Source organism: Aurantimonas sp. 22II-16-19i, assembly GCF_002088275.1.
Taxonomy (GTDB): domain Bacteria; phylum Pseudomonadota; class Alphaproteobacteria; order Rhizobiales; family Rhizobiaceae; genus Jiella.
The window spans coordinates 324,246-347,497 of sequence record NZ_AQQS01000001.1 but is presented as its reverse complement, the minus strand read 5'-3'; the positions used below and the strand labels follow the sequence as shown (position 1 = coordinate 347,497).

Annotated in this window: 23 protein-coding genes; 7 read left to right on the top strand and 16 right to left on the bottom strand. The window is 68.2% G+C overall.

Features of this window, described 5'->3' with window-relative positions; all coding sequences use genetic code 11:
- Positions 1 to 44: 44 nt before the first annotated feature.
- The gene (locus ATO4_RS01640; protein ID WP_083589835.1) at positions 45 to 608 is read right to left on the bottom strand and encodes a polysaccharide biosynthesis/export family protein; all 564 of its coding nucleotides are present in this window, start codon (positions 606 to 608) and stop codon (positions 45 to 47) included.
- Between the two features lie 287 nt (positions 609 to 895).
- On the opposite strand from ATO4_RS01640, the gene ATO4_RS01635 reads away from it, so the two are divergent.
- Positions 896 to 1,684, top strand: coding sequence for a hypothetical protein (locus ATO4_RS01635; protein WP_083589632.1), 789 nt, complete (start codon positions 896 to 898; stop codon positions 1,682 to 1,684).
- Positions 1,685 to 1,709: 25 nt separating this feature from the next.
- Here the strand turns inward: ATO4_RS01635 and ATO4_RS01630 are convergent, their stop codons facing one another.
- Entirely contained in the window at positions 1,710 to 1,919 is a 210-nt protein-coding gene (locus tag ATO4_RS01630) for a DUF2842 domain-containing protein (protein ID WP_083589631.1), read from the bottom strand.
- Positions 1,920 to 2,039: 120 nt separating this feature from the next.
- Here ATO4_RS01630 and ATO4_RS01625 point away from each other — a divergent pair, with 120 nt between their 5' ends.
- Complete coding sequence (locus ATO4_RS01625) at positions 2,040 to 3,140, top strand: COX15/CtaA family protein (RefSeq protein WP_083589630.1); 1,101 nt, start codon at positions 2,040 to 2,042, stop codon at positions 3,138 to 3,140.
- Between the two features lie 130 nt (positions 3,141 to 3,270).
- On the opposite strand, the gene ATO4_RS01620 is transcribed toward ATO4_RS01625, so the two are convergent.
- Entirely contained in the window at positions 3,271 to 3,813 is a 543-nt protein-coding gene (locus tag ATO4_RS01620; protein WP_083589629.1) for a formaldehyde-activating enzyme, read from the bottom strand.
- Positions 3,814 to 4,088: 275 nt separating this feature from the next.
- On the opposite strand from ATO4_RS01620, the gene ATO4_RS01615 reads away from it, so the two are divergent.
- The 3 genes from ATO4_RS01615 (at position 4,089) to ATO4_RS01605 (ending at position 5,603) form a co-directional block, all read left to right on the top strand.
- Positions 4,089 to 4,862 (top strand): dienelactone hydrolase family protein, encoded by a 774-nt coding sequence (locus tag ATO4_RS01615; protein ID WP_083589628.1) that lies wholly within the window; start codon positions 4,089 to 4,091, stop codon positions 4,860 to 4,862.
- A gap of 165 nt (positions 4,863 to 5,027) precedes the next feature.
- Positions 5,028 to 5,294, top strand: a complete 267-nt coding sequence (locus tag ATO4_RS01610) for a type II toxin-antitoxin system ParD family antitoxin (protein ID WP_083589627.1) — start codon at positions 5,028 to 5,030, stop codon at positions 5,292 to 5,294.
- A gap of 6 nt (positions 5,295 to 5,300) precedes the next feature.
- Complete coding sequence (locus ATO4_RS01605; protein ID WP_210191006.1) at positions 5,301 to 5,603, top strand: type II toxin-antitoxin system RelE/ParE family toxin; 303 nt, start codon at positions 5,301 to 5,303, stop codon at positions 5,601 to 5,603.
- 25 nt (positions 5,604 to 5,628) lie between these two features.
- On the opposite strand, the gene argC is transcribed toward ATO4_RS01605, so the two are convergent.
- The 3 genes from argC to speB form a co-directional block, all read right to left on the bottom strand.
- On the bottom strand, positions 5,629 to 6,684 hold the full coding sequence (argC, locus tag ATO4_RS01600) for an N-acetyl-gamma-glutamyl-phosphate reductase (protein WP_083589625.1): 1,056 nt from the start codon (positions 6,682 to 6,684) through the stop codon (positions 5,629 to 5,631).
- Positions 6,685 to 6,803: 119 nt separating this feature from the next.
- Positions 6,804 to 7,943: a DegT/DnrJ/EryC1/StrS aminotransferase family protein gene (locus ATO4_RS01595; RefSeq protein WP_083589624.1), complete on the bottom strand. Its 1,140-nt coding sequence runs from the start codon at positions 7,941 to 7,943 to the stop codon at positions 6,804 to 6,806.
- Positions 7,944 to 8,091: 148 nt separating this feature from the next.
- A complete protein-coding gene (speB, locus tag ATO4_RS01590) occupies positions 8,092 to 9,060 on the bottom strand; it encodes an agmatinase (RefSeq protein WP_083589623.1) in 969 nt (322 codons plus the stop codon).
- A 213-nt stretch (positions 9,061 to 9,273) separates the two neighbouring features.
- Here speB and ATO4_RS01585 point away from each other — a divergent pair, with 213 nt between their 5' ends.
- Entirely contained in the window at positions 9,274 to 10,149 is an 876-nt protein-coding gene (locus ATO4_RS01585; RefSeq protein WP_083589622.1) for an NAD(P)-dependent oxidoreductase, read from the top strand.
- Between the two features lie 335 nt (positions 10,150 to 10,484).
- Here the strand turns inward: ATO4_RS01585 and rpmG are convergent, their stop codons facing one another.
- From rpmG to topA, 6 genes are all read right to left on the bottom strand, one after another.
- Entirely contained in the window at positions 10,485 to 10,652 is a 168-nt protein-coding gene (rpmG, locus tag ATO4_RS01580) for a 50S ribosomal protein L33 (RefSeq protein WP_083589621.1), read from the bottom strand.
- Between the two features lie 226 nt (positions 10,653 to 10,878).
- Positions 10,879 to 12,051 carry an MFS transporter gene (locus tag ATO4_RS01575; RefSeq protein WP_245308527.1) on the bottom strand — a complete coding sequence of 391 codons (1,173 nt, stop codon included), beginning with the start codon at positions 12,049 to 12,051 and terminating at the stop codon, positions 10,879 to 10,881.
- Between the two features lie 183 nt (positions 12,052 to 12,234).
- Positions 12,235 to 13,005: a hypothetical protein gene (locus tag ATO4_RS01570; RefSeq protein WP_083589619.1), complete on the bottom strand. Its 771-nt coding sequence runs from the start codon at positions 13,003 to 13,005 to the stop codon at positions 12,235 to 12,237.
- On the bottom strand, positions 13,002 to 13,442 hold the full coding sequence (locus ATO4_RS01565) for a DUF983 domain-containing protein (protein ID WP_083589618.1): 441 nt from the start codon (positions 13,440 to 13,442) through the stop codon (positions 13,002 to 13,004). Before ATO4_RS01565 ends, ATO4_RS01570 begins: the two co-directional genes overlap by 4 nt.
- Entirely contained in the window at positions 13,439 to 15,706 is a 2,268-nt protein-coding gene (gene rnr / locus ATO4_RS01560) for a ribonuclease R (RefSeq protein ID WP_083589617.1), read from the bottom strand. The genes ATO4_RS01565 and rnr overlap by 4 nt, the downstream gene beginning before the upstream one ends.
- 4 nt (positions 15,707 to 15,710) lie before the next feature.
- On the bottom strand, positions 15,711 to 18,509 hold the full coding sequence (gene topA, locus ATO4_RS01555; protein ID WP_083589616.1) for a type I DNA topoisomerase: 2,799 nt from the start codon (positions 18,507 to 18,509) through the stop codon (positions 15,711 to 15,713).
- 247 nt (positions 18,510 to 18,756) lie between these two features.
- On the opposite strand from topA, the gene ATO4_RS01550 reads away from it, so the two are divergent.
- A complete protein-coding gene (locus ATO4_RS01550) occupies positions 18,757 to 18,954 on the top strand; it encodes a hypothetical protein (RefSeq protein WP_083589615.1) in 198 nt (65 codons plus the stop codon).
- A 24-nt stretch (positions 18,955 to 18,978) separates the two neighbouring features.
- Here the strand turns inward: ATO4_RS01550 and dprA are convergent, their stop codons facing one another.
- From dprA to ATO4_RS01530, 4 genes are all read right to left on the bottom strand, one after another.
- A complete protein-coding gene (gene dprA, locus ATO4_RS01545) occupies positions 18,979 to 20,142 on the bottom strand; it encodes a DNA-processing protein DprA (protein WP_083589614.1) in 1,164 nt (387 codons plus the stop codon).
- Positions 20,143 to 20,221: 79 nt separating this feature from the next.
- Complete coding sequence (plsY, locus tag ATO4_RS01540; protein ID WP_245308508.1) at positions 20,222 to 20,836, bottom strand: glycerol-3-phosphate 1-O-acyltransferase PlsY; 615 nt, start codon at positions 20,834 to 20,836, stop codon at positions 20,222 to 20,224.
- A gap of 118 nt (positions 20,837 to 20,954) precedes the next feature.
- A complete protein-coding gene (locus tag ATO4_RS01535; protein WP_083589612.1) occupies positions 20,955 to 22,274 on the bottom strand; it encodes a dihydroorotase in 1,320 nt (439 codons plus the stop codon).
- The gene (locus tag ATO4_RS01530) at positions 22,274 to 23,227 is read right to left on the bottom strand and encodes an aspartate carbamoyltransferase catalytic subunit (protein WP_083589611.1); all 954 of its coding nucleotides are present in this window, start codon (positions 23,225 to 23,227) and stop codon (positions 22,274 to 22,276) included. Before ATO4_RS01530 ends, ATO4_RS01535 begins: the two co-directional genes overlap by 1 nt.
- Positions 23,228 to 23,252 lie beyond the last annotated feature (25 nt).

Here is a 23,252-nt window from a genome sequence, read left to right as displayed (position 1 = left end):
CTTGCTCGGGGCGTCGGGGCGGGGGTGATCGTGTCAGGGGCGGCTCAGAACCAGCGCTCGCGGACATAGACGGTGTCGCCGGGCATCAGCGGATCCGTCGGAACCATCCGCCCGGTGAGGATCTGGCCGCCGCTCTCCCGCGTCACGTCCATGCTGTCCTGCTCGGCGCGGGGCGTATAGCCGCCGGCGACCGCGATGGCGTTCTGGACCGTCATGCCCGGGACGTAGGTGTATTGCCCGCCATTGGCGACCTCGCCCATGATGAAGAACGGTCGGTACTGCTCGACCTGCACCGTCACGTCCGGCTTGTTGAGATAGCCTTCGGCGAGGCGCTGGGTGATCTCCTGGCGCACCTGTTCGGGGCTGCGGCCGCGGGCGGGAACCTCGCCGACCAGCGGCAGCGCGACGAAGCCCGCCTTGTCGACGGCGTAGCTGTTGGTCAGGCCCTCCTCGCCGAAGACGACGACCTTCAGTCTGTCGCCGCTGTCGAGGCGGTACGGCTGCTCGATGCTCTGGTGGAACGCGTCGGGTGCCGGCGTGTAGGACGCGCAGGCCGGAAGAAGCATCAGGGCCGAGAGGGCGAGGATTGCCAGCCGCAGGTGTTTCATGAAGCGCTTGCCCGTTGAGCGGACGCAGGATGACGACCGCATGGCTCGGGTATTAATTCGTTAGGGTTAAGCTCCGGTAAATCCGGGGTCGCGAAGACGCCGTGGAAAGCAACTTAACCGGACCGTTACGTCTGGCGTGCAGTCTCCTGCGCAACCTGAAGCGCCTGTCTGGAGTTCGCGCTCGGGGGTCGCCGGCGGATGCCCGGCGGGATCTCGCGTCCCGCTGGAGCCGCGATGCCGGTCGATCGTCGGTGACGCGCTCCTCATCGCCCTGCCGGAGAGACGTGATGATCACCGACCAGTCGACCGCCATGATGGCCACCGTTGATGCCAGGGGGGACGCCGCCGGGGACGAAAGCGGGGACGATGCCCGCAAGGGGCACGCCCGCCACGGTTCGCAGCCGAAGGGGCCCGCGGCGGCAGGTCGCCAGGGTGCGGGCGGGGCTGGCTCAAAGACCCCTGCGGGCCAGCCGTCCGGAAGCGACGCCGCCGCGCCAGGCGAGCAGATCGCGACCGCCAACGAACTCGCCTCGGCGGTGCAGGGCACCGACATCTTCCGGCTCGTGGTGGTCTCGACCCATCGCGACCTCGGCAGCCTCGGGGGCCTGGAACTGGCGCGCCGGCTCTCCGGCGCCGGCCGCGCGACGGTGCTGATCGACCTGACGCCGAACGGCTCGCTCGCCGCGCGCATGGGCCTGCCGCAGGACTGCAGCGGCTACGGCGACCTCCTGTCCGGCGGTGCGGGGCTGGCGGAGGTGATCTACCGGGACCACTACACCTCGACCCACTTCGTTCCCTCGGGCGGCTTCGAACTCGAGACGGCCGACACCGCGGCCCTCGAGCATCTCGTGACCGTCCTCGATGCCTTCGCCGAGGCCTACGACTACACGGTGATCGAGGTCGAGGCGCTGGACGTCCCCGACCTTCCGGCGCTGCTCGACGAGCACACAGCCGTCGTCATCGCCGGCCTGCCGCATGTGGACGACCGGATGATCGACGTCGCCGACGAACTCCGCCAGATCGGGATCGAGGACATCGTCTTCATGCCGATGCTGCGCCGCCAGGGCGAGGGCTGAGAGCCGAGAGGGGAAGGCGGGGGCCTCAGCCCTTCGGCTTCGTCTCCATCCAGCGAATCAGGACCATCGCGGGCACGACCCAGAGAATGCCGGTGAAGAAGAAGTAGAGAAGGTGGACCCAGCCGCTCGCATCCGCCAGATGCAGCGAGGCATAGGCGGTCGCCAGGACGGCATAGACGACGACGAGCAGGATCAGGACGATCGTGCCGATGAACTTCTTCAGCCTGACCGGCATCGTTGCCTCCCTGGAGCTGTGTCGAGGTTGCGCCCGCCGCCGGGCCTTCACGGCCTTGCGACCGTTCGCCCCACGGCTCGTTCTTGATCGCGGCCGCCTTTGGGTGCAAAGCCGTCATCCATGAGCACCCTTGCCTATAGCCTCGAACACCAGCCCGCAACCAGCCGCGAACGCGACAGAAAAGCCGTGCGCCTCTGGCTCTACGTCGTCGCGCTGGTGGTCTTCGCCCTCGTCGTCGTCGGCGGCGCGACGCGCCTCACCGAATCCGGCCTGTCGATCACCGAATGGAAGCCGATCCATGGCGTGATCCCGCCCTTGTCGGCCGCGGAATGGCAGGAAGAGTTCGAGCTCTACAAGAAGATCCCGCAATACGACCAGATCAATCGCGGGATGAGCCTCGACGGGTTCAAGACCATCTACTGGTGGGAATGGAGCCATCGGCTGCTCGCCCGCGGCGTCGGCATCGTCTTCGCCCTGCCGCTCGCCTTCTTCTGGATGACGGGGCGGCTGGAGCCGTTCCTGAAGCCGCGGCTCGTCGGCCTGCTCTGCCTCGGCGGCCTGCAGGGGGCGATCGGCTGGTGGATGGTGGCCTCGGGCCTCGTCGACCGCACCGAGGTCAGCCAGTACCGGCTCGCCACCCATCTGACGATCGCCTGCATCATCTTCGCGGCAACGCTCTGGGTGGCGCGGGGGCTGAAGGCGCGACCCCATGTGGAAAGAGCGCCTGGTTTCTCGAGACGCTTTGCGATCGCTCTGCTCGGCTTGGCACTCGTCCAGATCTATCTCGGCGGCCTCGTCGCGGGGCTGCGGGCCGGGCTCATCTACAACACCTGGCCGCTGATGGACGGTTCGCTGATTCCCTCCGGCCTCCTGGCGATGGAGCCGGTCTGGCGGAACTTCTTCGAGAGCCATCTGACCGTGCAGTTCGTCCACCGCTGCGGCGCCTATCTGCTGCTTGCGGCAGCTCTCGCCCACGCGCTGACGCTGTGGCGCGCTGAGCCGGGCACGCGGCATGCGCGAGGGGCGGTCGTTCTTCTCGGCCTCGTTGTCGCCCAGGCGGGGATCGGCATCGCTACGCTTTTGATGGTCGTGCCGATCGATCTGGCGCTGATGCACCAGGCCGGCGGGCTGATCGTGCTGGCGGCGGCGGTGATCCATGCGCGCAGCCTGCAGGGCGGGTATCCGGCGGTGGGCGCCCGGCCTGCGGCCCTGACCGCCTGACGGTCATTGCGAGGACGGGCGGGCCGCATTTTTTCATCTGCCTGCCGATGCCGTGCGGCATCGGCTACGACACCAAGTCCGTCGAAGAACCGGCATCTCGTAGAGGCAGTGCGCCGACCCCGTCCCGCCCTCAGTCGTAATCGACGACGCCGTCCAGCGCGTAGTGCTTGACGGTTTTGCGGTTGGCGATCAGCGTCTCGACGCTCGGCTCGCCCGTCATGGCCCTTGCGATGGCGAGCTTGGTCGCCTCGTAATTGGTCCGGTAGAGATCCGCCTGGTCGAGCTCGGCATGGTCGGCGCAGCGCGGATCGAGCCAGATCATGATGATCATGCAGATCTCGTCGGCCATCTCCTTCGGCAGCGTGCCGTCGATGAGGCAGTCGACGATGGCGTCGCCCGTCGCCGCCTGGACCACGCCGCCGAGGAGTTCGACATAGGCGAGCGATTCGATCGTCGCCTTGGTGGTCATCATCGTGGCCGGGCGGACCATCTGGTTGATGTCGCGCACGACGAACATGCGGGTGTGGCCCTGGACCTGGCCCATCATGCCGGCGAAGGCCTGGCCGACCGGCCCCTTCACCGAGCCGATCAGCACCTCCGGCATGGCGTCGGTATATTGGCCCTCGGCCGCGAGCACCGTCGCCTCGCCGGTGCGGAACCAGATCTCGTTCATCGTCTGTCGCCCTTCGTCTCGAAGACAGGAGTTGTCCGCCAGCGATGCGACAGTCGCGGGCGAAGCGCAATCGTCTCGCCGCTGTCCGAGCCCGATCGGAGCATTTGCGAGCGGATTTTTTTCGCGTTCGGCCGAGGCAGCCGAAAGGCCCGCGATCACGGACGGTTGCACGAAGCTTTGAACGGTGAGGGGGCCGATTTCGGCGCTCCGTCGCTCGCCTGACGCGGATCGTCCCTTACCCTTGCGCCTGACGAGATTTCAGAGGAGGGACCAGCATGACGATCACCGCCAGGCTCGCATTCGGGACTGCATTGGGTGCCGCACTCGCGGCCGTTGCCGCCGCGCCGGCCATGGCCGGCGAATCGGTGACCTACCAGGCCGCCGGCGCCGACTACGAGGGCTACTACGCCCCCGCCAGCGGCGAGGCGAAGGGCCTCGTCCTCGTCATCCACGACTGGGACGGCCTCACCGACTACGAGAAGAAGCGCGCCGACATGCTGGCCGAGCTCGGCTACGACGCCTTCGCCCTCGACATGTTCGGCAAGGGCAACCGGCCGGAGAGCATGGACGCGCGCAAGGCCGAGACCGGCAAGCTCTACGAGGACCGGGAAGCCATGCTCACCCGCGTCACCGCAGGCCTCGAAACGGCGCGCGAGCAGTCGGGCGAGACCGAGGCGGTGGTCATGGGCTACTGCTTCGGCGGGGCCGGCGTCCTCGAACTCGCCCGCTCCGGGAAAGCGGAGAACGTCGCCGGCTACGCCAGCTTCCACGGCACGCTGGCGACGCCCGAGGGGCAGAGCTATCCGGACGGCACCGCGCCGATCCTGATCGCCCAAGGCGGCGGCGACACCTCGGTGACGGTCGACGAGGCGACGGCGCTCGCCAAGACGCTGGAGGAGAAGGGCATCACCTACGAACTCGAGGTCTATTCCGGCGCGCCGCACGCCTTCACCGTGTTCGGCTCCGATCGCTACCGCGAGGTGGCGGACGAGGAGTCGTGGGAGGCGTTCCAGAGCTTCATGACGCGGTATCTGGCGAAGGAGAGCTGAGCTCTTACGATCGTCTCATTCAGATCTCGAATTGCCGGCCTGTCGGAAACGACTGGCCGGCGATTTGCGTTTGACGGTCGCTCAACCTGGAACGCGAATGGCTAGATGGCGAGACGCCAAGGCCTGAGTTATTGTCTCCGTGCGTTGTGGAATTGAGGGCCTCTCATGTCTGAACTCACGATCAAGCTGTCGGAAGAGATGGAAGGCTTTGTTCGACGAAAGGTGGCGTCGGGGGAATACGAGAGTTCGAGCGAAGTGATCGAGGAGGGCCTGAGGGCTCTCAATCGCGGAGACGATGATCTGGAGCGCTGGCTCCAGGAGGACGTCGTGCCGACCTATGACCGCATGAAGCGTGACCCGTCGCGCGGTTTTTCAGCGGCGGAAGTCAAAGAGGAACTCGCTGCAAGACGCGCTCGCCGCAACGCTCGCTGACTGGCGGTGCGTGCGGTCATCTTCTCTTTCGAAGCGACAGAGCATTTGGACGCCATCGAAGGTTACATCGCCGCGCGAAGCTCCGTGACGACTGCCGCAGCTTTCGTTGATTCCATCATCGAGTATTGCGCCGGCCTGACGCAATTCCCCGATCGCGGGCGGGCACGAGACGATCTCCGGCCCGGTCTCCGCCTGGTGGGGTTTCGTCGACGGGTGACGATTGCCTTTTCGGTCGATCCGCAGGCTGTCACGATCCTCGGTGTCTACTGGGGCGGGCGCAATGTCGACTCTTGGCTCGGCGACCACTGATCGATGCCGCCGAACCGATTGTCGCTCAAGGAAACAGCGGCAGCTGCTCGATGCCCGTCGTCTCCTCGATGCCGTAGGCGACGTTGAAGTTCTGGATCGCCTGTCCGGCGGAGCCCTTCACCAGATTGTCCAGCGTCGAGATGACGATCGCCCGGCCGGGGATGCGGTCCGGGACGACGTTGACGACGACGTAGTTCGAGCCGCGCACCATCTGGGTCTGGGGCAGGACGCCTTCGTCGGCGACGGTGACGAAGGGCTCCTTCGCATAGGTCTCGACGAGCTGGTCGCGCAGGTCGTCCGCGGTTGCTCCGGTGGCGAGCTTGACGTAGCTGGTGCAGAGCTCGCCCCGGCTCATCGGGATGAGGTGGGGGGTGAAGTTGACGCGCAGGTCGGCGATTCCGGCGGCAAGCCCGACCTCCTGCTCGATCTCGGCCATGTGCCGGTGCTTGCCGACGGCATAGGGGGACAGACCCTCACCGGCCTCGCAGAAGAGGGTGTTCTCCTTCAGTCCGCGGCCGGCGCCGGAGACGCCGGATTTGGCGTCGATGACGATGTCGGACGCATCGATCAGCCGGGCTTTGGCGAGTGGGATCAGCGACAGGAGGACGGCCGTCGGGTAGCAGCCGGGGCAGGCGATCAGCCGGGCGTCGCGGATCGCGTCGCGGTAGACCTCGGTCAGGCCGTAGACGGCCTCGGGCTGGATGTCGGTGGCCGTGTGCTCGACATTGTACCAGTCCTGGTAGATCGCCGGATCGCGCAGCCGGAAATCCGCCGACATGTCGATGATCTTGACGTTCGGATGGCTGGAGAAGATCTCGCGGGTGATCTTGTGGGTGGTGCCGTGCGGCAGGCCGCAGAACACCGCGTCGACGGAACCCCAGTCGGCCTCGTCGACGGTGACGAGATCCGGCAGGTCGATGTGGGCGAAGTGGCGGAAGACGGCGCGCATCGGCTTGCCGGCATGGCTGTTCGCGGTCAGGACCGCGATCTCCATGTTCGGATGGCGGGCGGCGAGGCGCACCAGATCGGCGCCCGTGTAGCCGCTGGCGCCGAGAACGCCGATCCTGATCTTCTCAACCATGGCCGTCTCCGTGGATTGCCGGGCGGGCTGGCTCGATCGCATGGGGCGCCCGGGAATGCGGCGGGTTTACAGCATTTGCCGGCCGCGTCCAGAGGGGCGGCGCGTCCGAGTGCAGACGGCTAGGCCCCGACCGCGGCGATCAGCGTCTCGACGACATGGTCCTGCGCCTCCGCGCCGAGATAGGCGTGCATCGGCAGGCTGATGACGTCCCGCGACAGGGCATCGGAGACGGGAAGTTCGCCGCGCGCCACCGGAAAATGCCGATAGGCGGTCTGGCGGTGCAGGGGCTTGGGATAATAGATCGCCGTTGGGACGCCGGCCTCGCGCAGCCGCGCCTGGACGGCCGTGCGGTCGACGCCCTCCGGCAGGCGCACCGTGTACTGGGCCCAGGTCGAGACGGCGTCGCGCAGCAGCGCCTGGGGCGTCACGGCGCCGGCGAGCCGGTCGGTGTAGCGCGCCGCGATGCGGGCACGCGCCTCGATCTCGTCCTCGAAGATCGCCAGCTTCTCGAGCAGGATCGCCGCCTGCAGCGTATCCATGCGGCCGTTCATGCCGATGCGGATGTTGTCGTATTTGTCGTCGAGATTCTGGCCGTGGACGCGCAGCGAGGTCATGATCGCCGCAAGCTCGCCGTCATTGGTCTGGACGGCACCGCCGTCGCCATAGCAGCCGAGCGGCTTGGCCGGAAAGAAGCTGGTCGACACGACGTCGGCCCAGACGCTGGACATCTTGCCGTCGATCGTGCCGCCATAGCCCTGCGCGGCGTCGGAGATGAGCTTGAGGCCGTGCGCGTCGGCGACCTTGCGGATCGCCGGATAGTCCGCCGCCTGGCCGAAGAGATCGACCGCGATGATCGCGCGGGGCTTCAGCTTGCCTTCCGCCTCGACCTCGGCGATCGCGGCCTCGAGGCTGTCGACGTCCATGTTGAAGGTCGCAGCGTCGACATCGACGAAATAGGGCGTCGCGCCGAGCCAGGCGACGACCTCGGCGGTCGCGGCGAAGGTGAAGCTCGGGCAGAAGATCGCATCGCCCGGCCGGATGTCCCAGGCCATCAGGGGCAAGGCGAGGGCGTCGGTGCCCGACGCGCAGGTGAGCGTGTGCTCCATGCCGTAGAAGCGCGACAGCTCGGCTTCGAGCTCGCGCATTTCCGGCCCCATGATGAAGGCGCCGTGGTCGAGCACGGCGGCGATCCGCCGGTCGACGCCGGCCCGGATCCGGTCGCGCTGGGTGGCAAGATCGATGAAGGGAATGGTCTGCATGCTCGGGGGCCCCTCGGAGAACGGGTGGACAGCGCGAATCGCCTGGGCTGGCCAGGCAGAGAGGTGAGCCAAAATCGGCCGCGGTGCCACTCAAGTTTGGTGTCGCAAGCTTACGACGGTGATGGATCGCGAGCTTCTTCTGCCGGTTTCACGTCGCGTGGGCCTTCTTTTCTGCCAGAATGCCGAGGACGTACATGGCCACCGTCGAGCCGGCGATGGCGGTGATGTCGGCGTGGTCGTAGGGCGGCGACACCTCGACGACGTCGGCGCCGATAAGCTGCAGGTTCTTCAGATGCCGCAGCACCGCCAGCATCTTCGCGCTGGACGGGCCGCCGGCGACAGGGGTGCCGGTGCCGGGCGCGAAGGCGGCGTCGAGGCAGTCGATGTCGAAGGTGAGATAGACGTCGGTGCCGCCGGTGCGCGCATGGATCCGCTCGGCGATCGCGGCGCTCGTCATCTCCTCGATGGTCTCGCCGCCGAGGATCTCGATGCCGCAGGTCTCCGGCGCATGGGTGCGGATGCCGACCTGGATGGAGGTCGCCGGGTCGATCAGCCCGTCCACGACGGCCTGGGCGACGAAGGAGCCGTGATCGACGCGGGGGCTGCCGTCCGCCCCGCTGGCGACGGGCCAGGTGTCCTGATGGGCGTCGAACTGGAGGAGCGACAGCTTGCCGCGGCGTTCCGCATGGGCCTTCAGGAGCGGGTAGGTGATCGAGTGATCGCCGCCGAGGGTCAGGAGGAAGCCGGTGGCTTTCAGGATGGAAGCTGCCTCAGCCTCGATCGTCGCATGGGCGGTCTCCGGCAGGCGGTAGTCGAGCCGGCAGTCGCCATAGTCGGCGACCGCGAGGGAGGCGAAGAGATCCCGGTCGAAGGGATATTGCGGATCGTTGTCGAAGATCGCGGAGGCTCGCCGCAGCGCCTGCGGCCCGAAACGGGCGCCCGGGCGATTGGACACGGCGCTGTCGAAGGGCACGCCCCAGACGGTGACGTCGGTGCCCGAGACGTCCTTGGTATAGCGCCGGCGCATGAAGGAGAGGGCGCCGGCATAGGTCGGATCGCTCGCCGCGCCGGTGGCGCTTTCGGCGGTGAAAGCGTGATCGATGGATTTGCCGGACATGTCTCGGGCCTCTCGTCAGGTCTCGTCGCCGACGCAGTTAGGGCGGGGCGGCGAAAAGTCGGACCGGTCGGCGCAAGGATGCGACAGGCGGTGGATTTTCTCGGCCATCGGACGTCACGGTCGCGCAAGAGCCTCGCCGCGCGGCAAACAGCGCTTGCGTCATCGCCCGTCGCGGTCCACTTTGACGTAAACGTCAATCGGAGGAGACGAACCATGGCCGGCACCTTGAACGGCAAGACCATCTTCATGTCCGGCGGATCGCGCGGCATCGGCCTCGCCATCGCGCTGAGGGCGGCGCGGGACGGCGCCAACGTCGTCATCGCGGCGAAGACCGACCAGCCGCATCCGAAGCTGCCCGGCACGATCCACACCGCCGTCGCGGAGATCGAGGCAGCGGGCGGCAAGGGGCTCGCGGTGCTCTGCGACATCCGCGACGACGCCCAGGTGGAGGCCGCGGTCGAAAAGGCCGTCGCGCATTTCGGCGGCATCGACATCTGCGTCAACAACGCCTCGGCGATCCAGCTGACCGATACGCTGTCGACCGACATGAAGCGCTACGACCTGATGAACGGCGTGAATGCGCGGGGCACGTTCCTCGTCTCCAAATGCTGCATCCCGCATCTGAAGAAGGCCGAGAACCCTCATATCCTGACGCTGTCGCCGCCCCTCGACATGCAGGCGAAGTGGTTTTCCGGCCATGTCGCCTATTCGATGGCGAAGTTCGGCATGTCGATGGTGACGCTGGGGCTCGCCGAGGAGCTGAAGGCCGACGGCATCGCCGCCAACTCGCTCTGGCCGCTGACGGTGATCGACACGGCGGCGGTGAGGAACGTCCTCGGCGGCGCGCCGCTGGCCTCGATGAGCCGGTCGGCAGACATCGTGGCGGACGCCGCGCATGCGATCCTGACGAAGCCGTCTCGCGAGTATACCGGGCGCTTCCTCGTCGACGAACTCGTCCTGATGGAGGAAGGCGTCACCGACTTTGCCAAATACGGCCCCGAGACCGGCGTGCCGATGGCTGACTTCTTCGTGCCGGACGAAGCGTTCGAGACGGCCCTGACGAAGGTGAAGCGCCAGCCGATTGGGTGATGGTCGCCGGGGCGGTCCCGAAGCCCCTCATCCTGAGGTGTGAAGCCGGCCTGTGGCCGGCGGAGCCTGGAAGGGCGAGGGGCGTCATGCGCCGAGTTCGACGCGCCGGAGCACGCTGGCGTAGGCGCCCCGCGCCCTCGCCCTTCGAGGCCGCCTGCGGCGGCACCTCAGGATGAGGGCGCTCGGGTTTCGATGTTCAAGGCGCCTGTTTTCGCCAGATGGCGGGGCCGAACCCAACGCAGAACGGCCGTGGCGGGAAAACCCTGCCACGGCCGTTCTCGATTCGCTCGATCCGAAAGGTGCCTCGAACGCCGGGGGCGTCCGGAAGCCGGCTCTTACTTGATCTTGGTCTCGCGGAACTCGACGTGCTTGCGCGCGATCGGGTCGTACTTGGTCTTGGTCATCTTGTCGGTCATCGTGCGCGAGTTCTTGCTCGTCACGTAGAAGAAGCCGGTGTCCGCGGTGGAGAGCAGCTTGATCTTGATGGTGGTCGCCTTGGCCATGGTCTTCCTCGAATGATGCTACGCAGGAACGATCCCGGTCGGGCAAACCCCTTCCGCAATCGACCGCTGGCCTGCGCCGGTGGATGTGTCGCCGGCCGAGCCGCATGGCGTTCCGCGTATGATAGCGGGCTGCCCGTCGCTCGGCGCCGGTCAATTCGGCCGGACAATAGCCATGGGCGCCTCACTGTCAAGGGTGGAACGCCGGTTCGAACGCATCTTGCGCCCGCTACGGCCGCGCCGCGAACATCCGCGCGATGGCGAGGGTCAGGTAGATCGCGAAGAACATCGCCAGCGACCAGGCAAAGCCGTTCGGCCCGAACAGATCCATGGCCGTGCCGATCACCTGCGGGCCGACGAGCATGCCGATGGAATAGCAGAAGATGAAGGCGGCGTTGGCGTCGGCAAGGTCCGCCGCCGGCAGCCGGGCGCCGAGATGGGCGAGGCCGACGGTATAGAGGCCGGCGACGACGCCGCCCCACAGGAACAACACGCCCGCCATCAGCCACCAGTCCTCGGCGAGGATCGGCAGGCAGAGCGTGCCGACGAGCCCGACGCCGGCGCAGATCGACAACAGCGTGCGGCGGTCCCGGACGCGGTCCGACATCAGCCCGATCGGGATCTGCATCAGGACGTTGCCGATGCCGATGGCCGTCAGGAGCTGGGCAGCGGAGGATTCGGTGAAGCCGACACGCTCGCCGAAGACGGGAAACAGCGTGAAGCCGCCGGCCTCGACCGCGCCGAAGATCAGCACCGCGCCGGTGGCGGTCGGGACTGCGAAGATGTAGCGCCAGAACGAGCCCTGCTTGCGGTCCTTGGAGATGATCGGCTGGCGATGCCAGGCGATGAGGAGCGGGATCGCCGAGGCGAGGATGACGCCCGCCCCGATGCCGAAGGGCAGGAAGCCCTCCGAGCCGGTCTGGGAGAAGATCCAAGGCCCGAACGCGAAGCCGAGCGACAGAACGGTCGCATAGATGCCGAGGACCAGCCCGCGCTTGCGCGGCGGGGCCGCCGCGTTGATCCAGAACTCCGACAGCACGAACAGCGCCGTGATCGCGAAGTGGAACACCAGGCGGAGCGGAAACCACATCCAGAATTCGCTGAAGACGTAGAAGCCGACCGACGACAGGCAGGCGAGGATGATGGAGATGAGCATCGTCAGGCGAACGCTCAGCCGCGCCGCGATCGGCGTGATGGTGGCGGCAGCCAGAAGGGAGGCGGCGCCGGCAACGGCCGCGTTCAGGCCGATCATCGAGGAGGAGATGCCGCGCCGCTCGAGAATCACCGAGAGCAGCGGCAGGCCGAGGCCGAGGGCGATGCCGACCGCGCTGATCGAGGCGATGGCCGCCGCGGCGGATCGCCAGTCGACGGATTGGAGTTCCGCTTCGGCTTCGGCGACGATGTCGTCCGCAGTCGATCGTTCCACGATTCTATTCCCGACCCTGATGTTCCGTCCGACCCCGCCATGCCGTCGCACCGCCCGGCCGAGCGGCACTCCGGCCGGCCTGCCGATCGCAAGCCGTGGCGGTCGCCGTCAAGGCTCCTGAAGGCGTTCGCGCCACGGGGTCGGACAGGATCGTCATGGTCAGATCAGGTCTTTCTGGAAGCGGCCGTCGACGACGCGGTAGAACGGCATTCTGCATGAAACATCCAGCCACGAACCGTCGGCGATCCGTGTCATGACGTCGCCGAGAACCGTGCGGGTGATCGGCGCCAGGGAGTAGTCATCGAGCGCCGTCACCGAAACCCATCGAATCTCGTCGAATTCGTCGGTGGGCGGGTCGAAGACCTCGCTGATAGCGGCCAGACGTGAGGCATTGATGACGAAGAACCGCGTATCGAAGCGGCGCGGCGCGCCCTCCGGCGTGATCGCCCTGGCGATCGGCACCAGCCACGAGGCCGCGGGGGCGAGGCCGCGCTCGGCGAAGGCGGCGAAGGAGGCGGGGAAGGAGGCGGGGAAGCTGGCCGCGACCGGCGCCTCGTGGCCGATCAGGAGCCCGGTCTCCTCGAAGGTCTCGCGAATCGCCGCCAGCGGGAGCGCCGCGGCATGGCGTGAGGTGAAGCCGCCGGAAACCGCGCCCGACAGGCGGGCGAGGGCGTCGTCGCCGAGGGGAAGGGCCGCCGCGAGGTCGAGATCCTCGGCCTCGACCCGCCCGCCCGGAAAGACGAAGCGGTTGGCCATGAAGACGTGGGCGCGGCCTCTGAGGCCCATCAGCACGCGGGGCGTCGCCGCGCGCTCGTCGACGATGATCAGCGTCGCGGCATCGCGCACCGTCGTCGCGGCGCCATCGCCCGCTCCGGCCGAGATTTGCAGGCGCTCGGCCTCGAGCGTCTCCAGCCGCGCGTCGCTGGTCACCCGAATTCCTCCTCGGGCTCTGCGGTGTCGGAAAAGCCGCCCATCCTCAGCGCCCATTGCAGGCCGATGGTCGCGCCCTTCAGGGGCTGCATCAGGGCGAGGCTGAGGAGCACCGTGACGGGAACCCAGACGGCCAGATGCTGCCACATTGTCAGCTGGACCGTTTCCTCCACCGCCATGAAGCCGGCAACCACGATGTGGCCGACGATGAAGATGGTGAGATAGGGTGGCAGGTCGTCGGCCCGGTGGTGATGGATCTCGAGGCCGCACGCGTCGCACTCGTGGACCGACTTGACGAACCCCTTGAACAGGCGCCCTTCGCCGCAGCGCGGACAGCGGCACTTGAAGCCACGCCAGAGCGAGGTGCCGAGCGGGCGGTCTGCGGAAGGCCGCCATTCGCCGGCTTCGGCGGGGGCCGCGTTGTGCGTGTCACTCATCTGCGTTTCCTTACCTTCGATCCTGCATTCCGGTCGCGGGCCTTCGACCGACCGCGGCCTTGCGTCTTGTGGAACGAGCCCGTCGAGCGCGACAGCTTGCGGGGCTCGCTCAGCATCTCGAACTGCAGGGACCCTGCCAGCGGCAGCGCCTCGACGAGGCGCACCTCGACCGTGTCGCCAAGGCGATAGCCATGGCCGGAGCGGTCGCCGACGAGGCTGCGGGAGACCTCGTCGAAGTGGAAATACTCGTTGCCGAGGGTGGAGATCGGGACGAAGCCGTCGGCGCCATAGGTCGGCAACTGGACGAACAGGCCGGACTTGGTGACGCCGGCGACGCGCCCCTCGAAACTCTCGCCGACGCGCTCGGCCAGGTGATGGGCGATCAGCCGGTCGACGGTGTCGCGCTCGGCCGCCATCGCCCGGCGCTCGGCCCGCGAGATCTCCTCGGCGGTCTCCGCCAGGAGTTCCTCGTCCTCCTTCGACAGGCCGCCTTCGCCGAGACCCAGCGCCGTCACCAGCGCACGGTGGACGATGAGGTCGGCATAGCGGCGGATCGGCGAGGTGAAATGGGCGTAGCGGGCGAGATTGAGCCCGAAATGGCCGAGATTGTCCGGCGTGTAGACCGCCTGGGACTGCGACCGCAGCACCACCTCGTTGACCAGCGATTCGTTGTCGCCGCCCTTCACCCGCGACAGGATCTGGTTGAAGTGGGAGGGGCGCAGCGACCCGGCCTTGGCGAGCGGGATCTCCAAAGTGTTCAGGAATTCGCGCAGCCCTTCGAGCTTGGACAGGGACGGCGCGTCGTGGGCGCGGTAGATCAGCTGCTGGCGCTTGTTCTCGAGAGCCTCGGCCGCGGCGACGTTGGCGAGGATCATGAACTCCTCGATCAGCTTGTGGGCGTCGAGGCGCATCGGCACGACGACTGTCTCGACCCGGCCCGCCGCATCGAGCTTCAGGCGCCGCTCCGGCAGGTCGAGATCGAGTGGCTGACGACGCTCGCGGGCGAGGCGGACGAGCCGGTAGGCCTGCCACAGCGGCTTCAGCACGGTCTCGAGGACGTCCGGCTCGACGTCGCCGCCGGCCCCGTCGATCGCCGCCTGCGCCTGCTCATAGGCGAGCTTGGCGCGGCTGCGCATCATGATGCGGTGGAACTCGTGCCGCCGCTTCTCGCCATCGGCGCCGATGACGAGGCGCACGGCGAGGGCAGGGCGGTCGACCCCCTCCTTCAGCGAGCAGAGATCGTTGGAGATGCGCTCCGGCAGCATCGGCACGACGCGGTCGGGGAAATACACCGAATTGCCGCGGATGCGGGCCTCGTTGTCGAGCCGCGAGCCCGGCCGGACGTACCAGGAGACGTCGGCGATGGCGACGGTGACGACGAAGCCGCCGGCATTCGCCGGATCCTCGTCCGGCACGGCATGGACCGCGTCGTCGTGGTCCTTGGCGTCGGCGGGGTCGATGGTGACGAGGGGGAGGCTCCGCCAATCCTCGCGCTGCTTCATGCTGGCCGGACCGGCCTGTTCCGCCTCTTCGAGGACGGCCTTCGGGAAGACGTGGGGTATCCCGTGGGCGTGGAGCGCGATGGAGGAGATCGCCCGTTCGGAGGCGATCGAGCCCACCACCTCGATGACGGTGGCGACCGGAAGCCCCATCCGGTGCCGCGGGCCGGCCTCGACCTCGACGAGGTCGCCGTCCCTGGCATCCTTCGTGTCGCCGGGCGGGATCGTGAATTCGGACTGCTTGCGCTCGACCGGCTCGACCCGGCCGCCGCCGCCGGGCGTCGCCCGGAACACGCCGAGCGCCAGGCTGCGGCGCTTTTCGAGGACGCGGATGATCCGGAGATGGCGCTCCTCGCCCTCGTCCTCGACGACGCGGGCGAGCACCCGCTCTCCGACCCCCGGCGCCGGGCCCTTGTCGCGGTCGACGCGGACGGGAACCGTCGGCGGATCGCCGTCCTCGGTCCGGTCCCAGGTGACGGGTTCGGCGAGGAGGGCGCCGTCCTCGTCGCGGCGGCGGATCTCGAAGACGCCCACCGGCGGCAGCGCGCCCGGCGTCTTGAACCGCCGGCGGTCACCGGCCAGAACGCCCTCGGACTGCAGTTCGGCAAGGAACATCTTCAGGGCGATGCGATCGTCACCCTTGACGCCGAACGCCTTGGCGATCTCGCGCTTGGACGCGCGGCCGGGATTGTCGGCGACGAAGCGCAGCACCGCCTCTCTGGTCAGCGCCGGCACCTCGTCCTGGCCGGGTTTGCGTCGCGCCATGGCCTCAGTCCGCGTCCCAGGGGACGCTGTCGGAAGCGTCCGCCGGAACCTTCGTCTTCGCGGCCGCGCCGGGCTTCGCGGCCGCCGCCGGCTTGGCCTTCGCCGCCGGCTTGGCCTTGGCCGAAGTCTTGGCCGAAGTCTTGGCCGGAGCCTTCGCTGGCTTCGCCGCGCCGTCCTCCGCCGCGTCGTCCTTGCCGTTCGTCGTCTTCTTGGCGGCTGCCTTCTTCGCCGGCGCCGCCTTCTTCTTGGCGCCGGAGGTCTTGGCGCCGGTCTTCTCGGCCCGCTCGCTGAGGATCTGGATCGCCTCTTCCAGCGTGACCGACGCCGGATCCTTGCCCTTCGGCAGGGTGGCGTTGATCTTGCCGGTGTTCACATAGGGGCCGAAGCGGCCGTCGCGCACGGTGATCTCGCCGCCGAGCGTCGGGTGCTCGCCGAGGGTGGCGAGCGCCGCAGGCTTGCCGCGGCCGCGCGCACCCTTTTCCTTCTTTTCGGCGATGACGGTGACGGCGCGGTTGAGGCCGACCTCGAAGACGTCCTCGATGGTGTCAAGATTGGCGTACATGCCGTCATGCTGCAGGAACGGCCCGTAGCGGCCGAGACCGGCAAGAATTGGCTTGCCGCTTTCCGGATGCACGCCCACCTCGCGCGGCAGCGACAGCAGGCGCAGCGCCTTCTCCAGGTCGATCTCCGAGGCCTGCCAGCCCTTGGGCAGGGACGAGCGCTTGGCCTCCTTGGCCTCGCCGCGCTGGACATAGGGTCCGAAGCGGCCGGAGCGCAGCGTCACCGGCTCGCCGGTCTCGGGGTCGGTGCCGAGATCCTTCGGCCCGTCGGCGGTCTCGCCGTCGGCGCCGTCCGCCGAGAAGCTCGTCCCGAGCTGCCGGGTATAGCCGCAGTCGGGATAGTTGGAGCAGCCGACGAAGGCGCCGAACTTGCCGAGCTTCAGGGACAGCTTGCCCTCGCCGCAACGCGGGCAGGCGCGGGGCTCCGTCCCGTCCTCGCGGGGCGGGAAGACCAGCGGCGCGAGTTCCTCGTTCAGGGCGTCGAGGACGTCGGAAACCCGCAGCTCCTTGGTGCCCTCCACATGGCTGGAGAAATCCTTCCAGAAGTCGCGCAGCACGTCCTTCCAGGCGAGCTCGCCGGCCGAGATCTTGTCGAGCTTCTCCTCCAGCTCGGCGGTGAAGTCGTATTCGACGTAGCGCTCGAAGAAATTGTGCAGGAAGGCGGTGACGAGGCGGCCCTTCGCCTCCGGCAGCAGCTTCTTCTTGTCGACGACGATGTATTCGCGGTCCTGCAGGGTCTGCAGGGTCGCGGCATAGGTCGAGGGGCGGCCGATGCCGAGCTCTTCCATCCGCTTGATGAGCGAGGCCTCGGAAAAGCGCGGCGGCGGCTCGGTGAAATGCTGGTCGGCATCGACCGAGCGGCGCTCGACGTTCTCCTTCGCCGCCATCTGCGGCAGCCGGGCGTCGTCGCCCTCGTCGTCGGTGTCGCTGGGCGATTTCGAATCGTCGCGGTGGTCGACATAGGCGGCGAGGAAGCCGTCGAACTTGATCACCTGGCCCGAGGCGCGGAGCTTGGCCGTCTTGCCGTCGCCCTTGGCATCGATGTCGACGGTGGTGCGCTCGATCTCGGCCGACGCCATCTGGCTGGCGATGCTGCGCTTCCAGACCATGTCGTAGAGGCGGAACTGGTCCGGGTCGAGGAAGCGCTTCACCTCCTGCGGGGTGCGGGTGAACTCGGTCGGTCGGATCGCCTCGTGGGCCTCCTGGGCGTTCTTCGCCTTGGTCGAATAGAAGCGCGGCTTGTCCGGGACATATTGCGGGCCGAAGCTGCCGCCGATCGCCTTGCGGGCGCCATCGACGGCCTCCGGCGCCATCTGCACGCCGTCGGTTCGCATATAGGTGATGAGGCCGACGGTCTCGCCGCCGAGATCGATGCCCTCATAGAGACGCTGGGCGACCTGCATGGTGCGCGAGGCCGAGAAGCCGAGCTTGGCCGAGGCGGCCTGCTGTAGGGTCGAGGTGGTGAAGGGCGGCCCGGGATTGCGCCGTGTCGGCTTGGCCTCGACGCTGTCGACCGTGAAGGTCGCCTGGTCGAGCATGCGCTTGATCGTGCCGGCGATGTCGCCGTTGCCGATGGTCAGGCGCTGGATCTTCTCGCCGTCGAACGCTGTCAGCCGGGCGTCGAAGCCGTCGCCGCGCAGCGTCGCCAGATGGGCGATGATCGACCAGTATTCCTCCGGCTTGAACCGCTCGATCTCGGCTTCGCGGTCGCAGACGAGGCGCAGCGCCACCGACTGGACGCGGCCCGCCGACCGGGCGCCCGGCAATTTGCGCCACAGGACCGGGGAAAGCGTGAAGCCGACCAGATAGTCGAGCGCGCGGCGGGCCAGATAGGCGTCGACCAGCGGCTCGTCGATCTGGCGCGGATTGGCCATGGCGTCGAGCACGGCCTTCTTGGTGATCGCATTGAACACGACCCGGCTGACCGGCTTCTTGCCGATCGCCTTCTTCTGGCGCAGCACCTCCAGCACATGCCAGGAGATCGCCTCTCCCTCGCGATCGGGGTCGGTGGCGAGGACCAGGGCATCCGCCCCCTTCACCGCCTGGGCGATCTCGTTGAGCCGCTTCTGGGAGGGTTTGCCGACCTCCCAGCTCATCTCGAAATCCTCGTCCGGACGCACCGACCCGTCCTTCGCCGGCAGGTCGCGGACGTGGCCGTAGGAAGCAATGACCTTGTAGCCGCTGCCCAGATATTTGTTGATCGTCTTCGCTTTTGCCGGCGATTCGACGATGACGACGTCCATAAGTATCCTGTTCGTGAAATGTCTTGGCAGATAAGGGCTCGGATCGCGCCGATTCGGTTCGGGAGCCGGCGCTGGGCATGCGTCAGATGGACAGTCCGGCCGGAACGGTCAAGTGCGGCGCGGAAAGCACCCCTGGCCGTTGCAACCATTACACGAAAATGTCTATAACCTCGCCATGAGTTGAAAACGTCATGGCCCTTGTCCTTTCCGCGACAGCAATTCGGGGGCTCCAGCGAGTTTAGGGGCGATGAGCAGCAGAACCGGCGAAATCCGCGAAAATCTCGAATATGTCCGCGACATGCTTGAGCAGCTCAAGGTTGTGTCAGGTGTCGCCCAAGGGGACATGCTCCTCTATTTTCTCGACATGGGGAAGCTGGAAGTCGACGAGCGGCTCGCGCGGCTCGAGGAAAGCTCCGGCGGCAAGGCGTCCGGACGGCCCGGCTGACCCGTCCCGGCCTTGCGGCCCGGGCTACAGCAGCAGCGACACCATGCCGGAGGGATGGCGCTCCAGCCGGCCCGCGAGGTCGAGCTCCAGGAGCACGAGCTGGACGATGCCGGGGCTCGATCCGGTATGGGCGATGATCTCGTCGATGGCGACGGGGGTGGGCCCGAGGGTCTCGACGATCCGCTCGCGCTCGCCGCGGACGGGCTCGTCGCCTGTTGCCTCGAGGGGCAGGCCCTCGAGCGGCGGACCGTCGCGGGCGGGCTCGTCCAGGGACCCGTCTTCCGATCCGTCGGCCCGCTCGGCCAGCGGCGTCAGCGCCTCGAGGACGTCGGCGGGCTCGCAGGCGAGGATCGCCCCGTCCCGGATCAGCCGGTTGGCGCCGGCCGCGCGGGGATCGAGCGGCGAGCCGGGAACCGCGAAGACCAGGCGGCCGAGTTCGCCGGCCAGCCGGGCGCTGATCAGCGAGCCGGACCGCAGCGCCGCCTCCACCACCAGAAGGCCGAGGGACAGCCCCGCGACCAGCCGGTTGCGGCGGGGAAAGTCGATGGCGCGCGCCGTCCAGCCGAACGGCATCTCCGACACCAGGGCGCCGCCATGGTCGATGATCTGGCGCATCAGCGGCCGATTTTCCTGCGGATAGGGACGGTCCAGCCCGCCGGCGAAGACGCCGACCGTCCCGGTGGCGAGCGCCGCGTCGTGGGCGGCGGCGTCGATGCCGCGGGCAAGGCCGGAGACGACGACGAAACCGGCACTGCCGACGCCGGTGGCGAAGATGCGGGTGAGCTTGATGCCGGACAGCGAGGCGTTGCGGGCGCCGACGATGGCGAGCGCCGGCCTGTCGAAGCATCCGGCGTCGCCCATCAGGGCGAGCACCGGCGGCGCGTGATCGACGGTTCGCAGATGCCTCGGATAATCCGGCTCGCCGAGGCAGACGAAGCGGGCGCCGAGTTTCTGCGCCCGGGCCATTTCCTCGGCGGCGGCAGTCTCGCCGCAGACGACGATCCGCCTGCCGCCGCGCGCCGCAAGGTCCGGCAGGGCCTCGAGGGCGGCGGCGGCGCTGCCGTAGCGGTTGATCAGTTCGCGGAAGGTGACGGGGCCGACATTCTCGCTGCGGATCAGCCGCAGCCAGGCGAGGCGCATCTCCTCGGTGAAGACGACGCCGCGCCGCGGCGCGGCGGGAAGGCTCATGGCGCGGCCCCCGCGCCCCGTTCGGAAACCGGCCGTCGTGGCCGCAGATCCTGTCGGGGGCGAGCGGTCCGCACGGGTGTCACGCCTTCTTCGCCCCGATCTTCGGCTCGCTGCCGGCGACGAGCCGGCGGATGTTGGCGTGGTGGCGGACATAGACGAGCACGGTGAGGATCGCCGTCAGGAGGGCCGCCGCCGGATAGCCGAGGAAGACATAGGCGATCGGGACGAGGAGCGTCGCCGCGAGCGCCGCCAGCGAGGAATAGCGGGTGAGATAGGCGGTCGACAGCCAGACGATGGCGAAGACGACGACGCCGATCGGCGCGATGCCGAGGAGGACGCCGAGATAGGTCGCGACGCCCTTGCCGCCCTTGAAGCGGAGCCAGACCGGGAAGAGATGGCCGAGGAACGCCGCGACGCCGGCGATGGCGGCGTAGACGGGGCCGAGATAGGCCAGCGCCAGCGCCACCGGCACGGTGCCCTTGAGGACGTCGCCGAGGAGCGTCAGCGCCGCCATCGCCTTGTTGCCGGTCCTCAGCGCATTGGTCGCGCCGATGTTGCCGGAGCCGATGGTGCGGATATCGCCGAGGCCGAAGAGATAGCCGAGGGCGAGGCCGAAGGGGATCGAGCCGGACAGATACCCGCCGGCGGCGCAGGCGATCACCCACAAAACATCAAGGGACGCAACGTCCAGCAAGCGGTCTCTCCCGTTCGATCGTCTCGCCGGGCGCATCAGGCGCGTCGGCGACAGGGCAGTTCGTCGTTTCGGACATCATCGGACAACCGCAACCGCGGGCGGTCGCCTGCCCGCGGCCCTAGTCGGCCGCCTCGAAGACTGTGCGGCCCGAAACCAGCGTCCGCAAGACCTGTCCCTCGAAGCGGGCGTTCTCGAAGGCGGAATTCTTCGACCGGGAGCGGATCCGATCCTCGGTGAAGACGAAGGGCCGGTCGAGATCGACGAGGACGAGATCGGCCGGGGCGCCGGGCTTCAGCGTGCCGCGGTCGAGACCGAGGAGCTCGGCCGGAGCGGCGGTCATCGCCTCGATCACCCGCATCAGCGGCACCGCGCCGGAATGGTGGAGCCTCAGCGCCGCCGGCAGCAGCGTCTCCAGCCCGATCGCGCCGGCCTCGGCCTCGGCGAAGGGGCGACGCTTGTCGTCGGTGTCCTGGGGGTCGTGGGACGAAACGATGATGTCGAGGGTGCCGTCGGCCAGCGCCTCGACCATGGCGAGCCGGTCGTCCTCGCGGCGCAGCGGCGGGGAGAGGCGGAAATAGGTGCGGTACTGGCCGACGTCGTTCTCGTTCAGCGACAGATGGTTGACCGAGACGCCGGCGGTGACGGCGAGGCCGCGCCGCTTGGCGGCCCTGACGACGGCCGCCGATTCGCCGAGCGAGATCTTCGCCGCGTGATAGCGGCAGCCGGTGAGGGCGGCGAGGCGCAGGTCGCGCTCCAGCGGGATCAGCTCGGCCTCTCCGGGGATGCCGGGCAGGCCCAGCCAGGAGGCGTAGAGGCCCTCGTTCATGACGCCGTTGCCGGCGAGCGCCGCATCCTGGGTCTCGTGCATGACGATGGCGCCGAAGTCGCGGGCATAGGTCATGATCCGCCGCATCAGGGCGGGGTCCGCCAGGGTCTTGCGGCCCTCGGTGAAGGCCTTCACCCCGGCCTCGGCGAGGAGGCCGATCTCGGTCATCTCCCGGCCGGCGAGGCCCTTGGTGAGGGCCGCCGCGGGAAAGACGTTGACGAGGGCGGTGTCGCGGGCGGTGCGCATGACGAATTCGGCGATGGCGACGTCGTCGATCACCGGATTGGTGTCCGGCATGGTCAGGATCGAGGTGACGCCGCCGCTGGCAGCCGCGCGGGAGGCCGACGCGATGGTCTCGCGGTGCTCGCCGCCGGGCTCGCCGATGAAGACCCGCGCATCGACGAGGCCGGGGATGACGCTGAGGCCTGAGCCGTCGATCACCGTGGCGCCCTCCGGGCGGCCCTGGTTCAGGGCCTCCGGACCGGCGGCGGCGATGCGGCCGTCGATCACCACGACGGTGCCGACGGCGTCGAGCCGCCGGGCGGGATCGACGATGCGGGCCCTCTCGATGACGAGAGGCGGGACGAGCGGTGAAACGAGCGGAGTTGCCATCACGACTGTCCCTCCGGCGAGGTTCCGATCAGCGTCTCGATCACCGCCATGCGGACCGCGACCCCCATCTCGACCTGTTCCTCGATGACGCTGTTGGGGCCGTCGGCGATCTCCGAAGCGATCTCGACGCCGCGGTTCATCGGGCCGGGATGCATCACCAGCGCGTCGGGCCTGGCATAGGCGAGCTTGGCCGCGTCGAGGCCGAAATAGCGGAAATATTCCCGGACCGAGGGGACGAAGGCACCCTCCATGCGCTCGCGCTGGAGCCGCAGCATCATCACCACGTCGGCGTCCTTCAGGCCCTCGTCCATGCGCCGGAAAACCTTGACGCCCATCTGCTCGATGCCGCTCGGCAGAAGCGTCGAGGGGGCGACGACGCGCACCTCGGCGCCGAGGGCGTTGAGGAGGAGGATGTTGGAGCGGGCGACGCGGCTGTGCAGGACGTCGCCGCAGATGGCGACGATCAGCCGGGCGATGCGGCCCTTGTGACGGCGGATGGTGAGGGCGTCGAGGAGGGCCTGGGTCGGGTGCTCGTGGGCGCCGTCGCCGGCATTGACCACCGAGCAGGCGACCTTCTGGGCGAGCAGCGCGACGGCGCCGGCCGAATGGTGCCGCACGACGAGGATATCCGGCTGCATGGCGTTGAGCGTCATCGCGGTGTCGATGAGGGTCTCGCCCTTCTTCACCGAGGAACTCGCCACCGACATGTTCATCACGTCGGCGCCGAGCCGCTTGCCGGCCAGCTCGAACGAGGCCTGCGTGCGGGTCGAGGCCTCGAAGAACAGGTTGATCTGGGTCCGGCCCTTGAGGACCGACTTCTTCTTCTCGGTCTGCCGGGAGACGGCGACCTCCGCCTCGGCGAGATCGAGGAGGGCGGTGATGTCCTGGGGCGAAAGATTGGCAATGCCAAGCAGATGGCGACGGGACGGGGAGCTTTGAGCGGGTGCGATCATGACGAACGAGGGCTATAAGGGTTTG

Excerpts from the sequence above, each read along its gene's own strand:
- ATO4_RS01640 (WP_083589835.1), bottom strand. The coding sequence starts at position 608 with ATGAAACACCTGCGGCTGGCAATCCTCGCCCTCTCGGCCCTGATGCTT.
- ATO4_RS01635 (WP_083589632.1), top strand. The coding sequence starts at position 896 with ATGATCACCGACCAGTCGACCGCCATGATGGCCACCGTTGATGCCAGG.
- ATO4_RS01630 (WP_083589631.1), bottom strand. The coding sequence starts at position 1,919 with ATGCCGGTCAGGCTGAAGAAGTTCATCGGCACGATCGTCCTGATCCTG.
- ATO4_RS01625 (WP_083589630.1), top strand. The coding sequence starts at position 2,040 with ATGAGCACCCTTGCCTATAGCCTCGAACACCAGCCCGCAACCAGCCGC.
- ATO4_RS01620 (WP_083589629.1), bottom strand. The coding sequence starts at position 3,813 with ATGAACGAGATCTGGTTCCGCACCGGCGAGGCGACGGTGCTCGCGGCC.
- ATO4_RS01615 (WP_083589628.1), top strand. The coding sequence starts at position 4,089 with ATGACGATCACCGCCAGGCTCGCATTCGGGACTGCATTGGGTGCCGCA.
- ATO4_RS01610 (WP_083589627.1), top strand. The coding sequence starts at position 5,028 with ATGTCTGAACTCACGATCAAGCTGTCGGAAGAGATGGAAGGCTTTGTT.
- argC (WP_083589625.1), bottom strand. The coding sequence starts at position 6,684 with ATGGTTGAGAAGATCAGGATCGGCGTTCTCGGCGCCAGCGGCTACACG.
- ATO4_RS01595 (WP_083589624.1), bottom strand. The coding sequence starts at position 7,943 with ATGCAGACCATTCCCTTCATCGATCTTGCCACCCAGCGCGACCGGATC.
- speB (WP_083589623.1), bottom strand. The coding sequence starts at position 9,060 with ATGTCCGGCAAATCCATCGATCACGCTTTCACCGCCGAAAGCGCCACC.
- ATO4_RS01585 (WP_083589622.1), top strand. The coding sequence starts at position 9,274 with ATGGCCGGCACCTTGAACGGCAAGACCATCTTCATGTCCGGCGGATCG.
- rpmG (WP_083589621.1), bottom strand. The coding sequence starts at position 10,652 with ATGGCCAAGGCGACCACCATCAAGATCAAGCTGCTCTCCACCGCGGAC.
- ATO4_RS01565 (WP_083589618.1), bottom strand. The coding sequence starts at position 13,442 with ATGAGTGACACGCACAACGCGGCCCCCGCCGAAGCCGGCGAATGGCGG.
- rnr (WP_083589617.1), bottom strand. The coding sequence starts at position 15,706 with ATGGCGCGACGCAAACCCGGCCAGGACGAGGTGCCGGCGCTGACCAGA.
- topA (WP_083589616.1), bottom strand. The coding sequence starts at position 18,509 with ATGGACGTCGTCATCGTCGAATCGCCGGCAAAAGCGAAGACGATCAAC.
- ATO4_RS01550 (WP_083589615.1), top strand. The coding sequence starts at position 18,757 with ATGAGCAGCAGAACCGGCGAAATCCGCGAAAATCTCGAATATGTCCGC.
- dprA (WP_083589614.1), bottom strand. The coding sequence starts at position 20,142 with ATGAGCCTTCCCGCCGCGCCGCGGCGCGGCGTCGTCTTCACCGAGGAG.
- ATO4_RS01535 (WP_083589612.1), bottom strand. The coding sequence starts at position 22,274 with ATGGCAACTCCGCTCGTTTCACCGCTCGTCCCGCCTCTCGTCATCGAG.
- ATO4_RS01530 (WP_083589611.1), bottom strand. The coding sequence starts at position 23,227 with ATGATCGCACCCGCTCAAAGCTCCCCGTCCCGTCGCCATCTGCTTGGC.